The sequence below is a fragment of the Psychrobacter sp. T6-1 genome, from assembly GCF_052258445.1.
Map to the genome: position 1 here is coordinate 1 of NZ_JBQQFC010000184.1, position 4,882 is coordinate 4,882.

4 protein-coding genes and 1 pseudogene are annotated in these 4,882 nt (G+C 39.7%); all 5 read right to left on the reverse strand.

Features of this window, described 5'->3' with window-relative positions:
- Window positions 1–1,016: alpha/beta hydrolase (locus ACTXGO_RS09650; protein ID WP_443574233.1), on the reverse strand; the 1,016-nt coding region annotated here is incomplete at its 3' end.
- A 65-nt stretch (window positions 1,017–1,081) separates the two neighbouring features.
- Complete coding sequence (locus ACTXGO_RS09655) at window positions 1,082–1,387, reverse strand: putative quinol monooxygenase (protein WP_443542855.1); 306 nt, start codon at window positions 1,385–1,387, stop codon at window positions 1,082–1,084.
- A 22-nt stretch (window positions 1,388–1,409) separates the two neighbouring features.
- Entirely contained in the window at window positions 1,410–2,255 is an 846-nt protein-coding gene (locus tag ACTXGO_RS09660; RefSeq protein WP_443542853.1) for an SDR family NAD(P)-dependent oxidoreductase, read from the reverse strand.
- Window positions 2,256–2,706: 451 nt separating this feature from the next.
- Window positions 2,707–4,449 (reverse strand): hypothetical protein, encoded by a 1,743-nt coding sequence (locus ACTXGO_RS09665; RefSeq protein ID WP_443542852.1) that lies wholly within the window; start codon window positions 4,447–4,449, stop codon window positions 2,707–2,709.
- A 124-nt stretch (window positions 4,450–4,573) separates the two neighbouring features.
- A pseudogene (locus tag ACTXGO_RS09670) lies at window positions 4,574–4,882 on the reverse strand (excinuclease ABC subunit UvrA); the annotation flags it as partial.

The window sequence follows — 4,882 nt, forward strand, 5'->3', positions numbered from 1 at the left end:
GCCACTTTTGCATCCTCAATCTCACCTGCAAACATCAAAAACAAATGCGGCATGGTCTCATAAATGGTGAGCTGAGTATCTACACCGGCTTCTTCAAGTTTATTCGCATAAGCCACACCTTCATCACGTAGCGGATCAAAGCCGCCGACCATAATAATAGCAGGAGCAACGCCTTCTAAATCACCAAATATCGGCGATACCATCGGGTCTTTGGTATCCGCTTTATCGTCTATGTATTGCTCTTGGAACCAGCGCATCTTTACGCGCTCTAAAAAGAAACCTGTCGCAAATAGCTCATACGATTGATATTCACGGCTCATATCGACCCAAGGCACCCATAACAGTTGCAATTTTGGCGGATGAGCATCGTCTTTGGTTTGCTGCGCGACGACAGCGGCTAAGTTACCACCTGCGCTATCACCACCGACCGCCAGACGCGTCGCATCAACACCAAACTTATCGGCATTATTGGCAACATGACGGAAAGCTGCCAGTCCATCATTGACAGGAGTAGGGAAGGGGTGCTCAGGCGCGAGGCGATAGTCGACTGCGATGACGGTACAATTACCATCTGCCGCCAAATGCTGACAGACTAAATCGTGTGATTCAAGCGAGCCTGCCACATAACCACCACCATGATAAAACACCAAAGCTGACTGATTATTATCTTTGACTTTGCGATGTCGATAACGACGTAGCGTAATGCTATCACCGCCTGATACGTCGAGGGGAAAGTCATCGCTGATGATATCTTTATGATTAGACTGCGCGAGTAATGGCCCTTGTGCATCGATCTGTCTGCGCGTGCTGGCAACGCTCGCTAGGTGATTGGGCGGTGGACCAAATAGCTTTAAGATGACTTGTACGGAGACATCTAAGGTCTGACCGTCGATAACAATGGGATCGCCCGCGATTTTGCGTAGAATGGGCTTGGGTAGGTGGACTATTCTTTTGACGATGATTTTTTGTGCTTTGAATGCGAGTTTTTTTAGCTTTGGGTGGTTTTTTATTTTCATTGAAGATGTCCTTATCTTGATCGATGATAATAAACCGTTACGCCTTGGTTTTATGTCTACAAACCTTACGCAATACGGGTCATTTGCGTAAGATTAGAGTCTTCGATCATCTCCTTTGTCACCTTCATAAAGTTTTGAAAATGCGCGCTTTGTCCATGCTGCTGCATAAGCTCCTTATTTTTCCATACCTCATAAGTGACAAAGTGATTAGGATTGGCATTATCTTGATGGATATTATATTGCATAGCGCCTTGTTCGGCTTGTGATGCCTTTGCCAGCTTGAGTAGCTCAGACTTAAGGCTTTCGGCGTGTTCAGGTTTGGCGGTGATATTGGCTACAAGGGTAATAGCCTGTTTTTCTTGAGTGTTCATAAGTGTTTCCTATGGTTAAATATTATAGTGATTGTAATAAATTCTGAGTTTGACGTTTAAGCTCGGCAATAGCGTTTTTATTTAAAGCATCGGCATGCGGTTGTCCGAACTCGCCTCTGGCCTCGCCGTGCGCGCCATCTTTGATGTCATTATCAAAATATTTACCGGTATCGTCAGCGAACTCATCGGATATGGCAAGCTCTGTTAGGATATTTGCGCCTTTATCTGCTGATGACCAATATTTGCCATAAGCTTCATCGACCATTTTGGTATTCAGTAACGAGCCAGGATTGACCGCGATTACATTGATATCATCGCCAGCGACTTTGTCGGCTAAATCCATACTCCACATCGTAAGTGCCAGCTTGCTTTGCGCATAAGCGTCTTTGTCGTCAAGACGTTCGTTCCCTGCAAAAGCGGGATAGGATATTAGTGCTTGCGCCGCTGAGCTTAGATTAATAATGCGCGCTTGATTAGACTTTTTAAGTAGTGGTAATAAGGCGTTGGTTAACTCATGAGGCGCTAAATAATTGACCACGAAACGCACGTCCAATCCGTTTTTGGTCAAGGGCGATGCGGTGGTATAAATCCCTGCATTATTAATAAGGACATCAAGCTTTGGTAGCTTGTCGCTTACTTCTGCTGCCATGTTACGTACCGCATGTAAATCTGACAAATCAGCCACAAACCCATCAATATTGTCCGCCGCTGCGCTAGTCGCTACTGCTTTGACCTCCATAATAACGCTAGCAAGTTTGTCCGCGTCTCTGCCATGCAAATAGACTTGATGTCCCGCTTTGGCTAAATTTAAAGCGGCAAGTTTGCCAATGCCATCCGTGCTGCCAGTAATTAAAATAGTTTTTGTCATGAGTCATCCTTATATTTTCAGTTATCATTTGAATTTTGGATGTATTCTATTTTATCTGTCGCTATGCTGCTGATTGTAATGAAAGTGTTGTGATTGGAGACGTGGTGTAATTGAGAAGAGGCTTAATAGTGCTTTTAAATGAGGTGATTTGATGGGTGAAAGGACTTTGATAAGAGACGTGGTGTTAGCTCTGGTAGGGTGCGTTCCACGCACCATTCACTATCTCAATTTTAAAGGTGCGTGGAACGCACCCTACGAAAAATTTGAAGAGTATAGTGTCTGTTGGGTGTCGCAAGCTCCACGCCAACCTACGAATTGTATATGGATTTGAGAGTTATTCTGTAGGTTGGTGTCGAGGAACGAGACCCAACGAGTTGGCTTTGATAAATATGAGACAGTTGGGTTTCCTTGGTCAAATCAACCTACGAGATAAAGGCTATAGTTAATATGATTAGGAAAGATTTTCTGTCAAATCATTAGTGCTTTTTAACCACATTCTAATAGGAACTTCACTTCCTGAGCTTTCTTCTATTTTCTCGTTTAAAAGCTCTAGTATCCACCTCCTTACTTCCTCCTTCTTACCTTGAACTTCGTTAAGTACAGGATGTAGTAAAATAGAGTGAATAAATTGTCTGCGATAACTTTCATCTTCAATCTTTACCCAAATTACTTCTTTCAAAATGTTTTTATCAATTGATGCAAGGGTATCTTTATTATCATCGTTCGATATCCTATCTTCATAATATCTTAAAAAAATAGAAGAAATAACATTAGAACTAATATTGATAGGTTGATAGTTCTCTATATTCTCAACAACACAGTCATAGAATCGTTCGTAAGGCTCTACACCGAAGCGATACCAACTTCCAACAGATGGTTTTGACTGTGCCATACTTGTTTCTCGTTTAATAAATTGCTTAACATGATTCTCTAACTGTTGCGTTAAATCTTTTCTATTACAACTGTCAAAAATATCACAGTAAAAGCTAATATTATTTAATTCAGATTTTTGAATTTTGATACAGGCTGAATAGTATAAGCGCTCACAGAATTTAGGCTGAAGTTTCAAGCTATGAAATTCATTTATAACTTCTCTATGGAATAATTCATCTTGAAGTTTTTTCTCCGATAGAATGTCATCTGCTACCAATTCTTGTATAGAATTTTTAGATATATCATGTTCGGTAAGCATAGATATAATATGCATAGTCCAATCGTCAAAGAAGAATAAAGGATAAAATGGCTCTATGTACTTTCTAAAAGCTTTAAACTCTTTACTCTGCTTTAAGAAGCTATCGTCAGACACTATTATAAACTCGCCATTCTGATCACGGAATAAGTCTAATGTAGCTTTAAAAGTAGGCTTATCACCACTTTCTTCACCTTGTAAAGGTATTTCGGGTTGGAACTCATCTATCCAACGAATAACTAAAAGATTTTTAAGTATGTAATCTCTACTAGTGTTGCTTAGTGAATCGACGGAGTTAATAATCTGTTGATAGCTGATAAATACCTTATTATAAAACCTTAAATTTTTTATCCTTAGTGTACGATAAAATAGCTGCATAACATCTAGTGCGAGTTTATCCTTAATGAAAGTCTTTAATATATCTGAGTTATCATCAAGAATAAGAACTTCATCGAATACTTTTTCTTTATATTCTTGAAATTGCTCGTTCGCCTTAGCTTCATGTAAGATCACAATAATTTGACAATCTTTCTCTAGTTTCAAGTCGTTGATTAGGCCCATAACATCTTTGATCGGCAAATTATCTGAAATTCTTTCTATATCATCAATACAAATAACAGTTTTTGAAACTAGGTTAGAGAGCGTACTTGTTATCAAGCTTTTGCCTATATTTAAACTAAGGCCTTTACCTTGTATCTTAGACAAATCAACAGTATCTAAAGCTTTATTAAATAATGATTTAGCTCCTTGCAACCTGTCTTCCAGCTCATTGATTGCATGAGTTTTGACAGCAATTTCATATTTTAAAGAATCTAGTGAGTCAATACCAAATAAAGATACATAGGCATACTTTCGCAATTTAAATTGATTAATATTCTTCTGTTTAAAATTTTTCCAAAGATATGTCTTACCAATGCCCCATTCACCAGTTAAAGCAATAGCTAATGAATTATTATGTTCGATAAGCTCTAAAAGTTTCTTCTCAAGATTTACTACATTTGCCATTACTCATTACCTTACAGATGTTCTTAAAATAACATTAATATTAACACTAAAATAAAAACACCACACACTAAAAAAGGCCACCCCAAAAGAGCAGCCTTCAAATCAAAACCAAACGATCAACCTACTAACTCGCCTCAGACATCGCCTGCTTTAGCATCGGTTTCAAGAACTCACCCGTATACGAGCCTTTCACTTCCGCCACTTCCTCAGGCGTCCCTTCCGCGATAATCAATCCACCACCTTTACCACCTTCAGGGCCAAGATCGATGACCCAATCGGCAGTTTTAATGACATCTAAGTTATGCTCGATGACCACGATGGTATTGCCTTTATCACGTAGCGCATGCAGGATATGCAGCAGCTTATCAATATCATGGAAATGCAAACCAGTGGTCGGCTCATCCAAGATATACAGCGTTTGCCCCGTATCGCG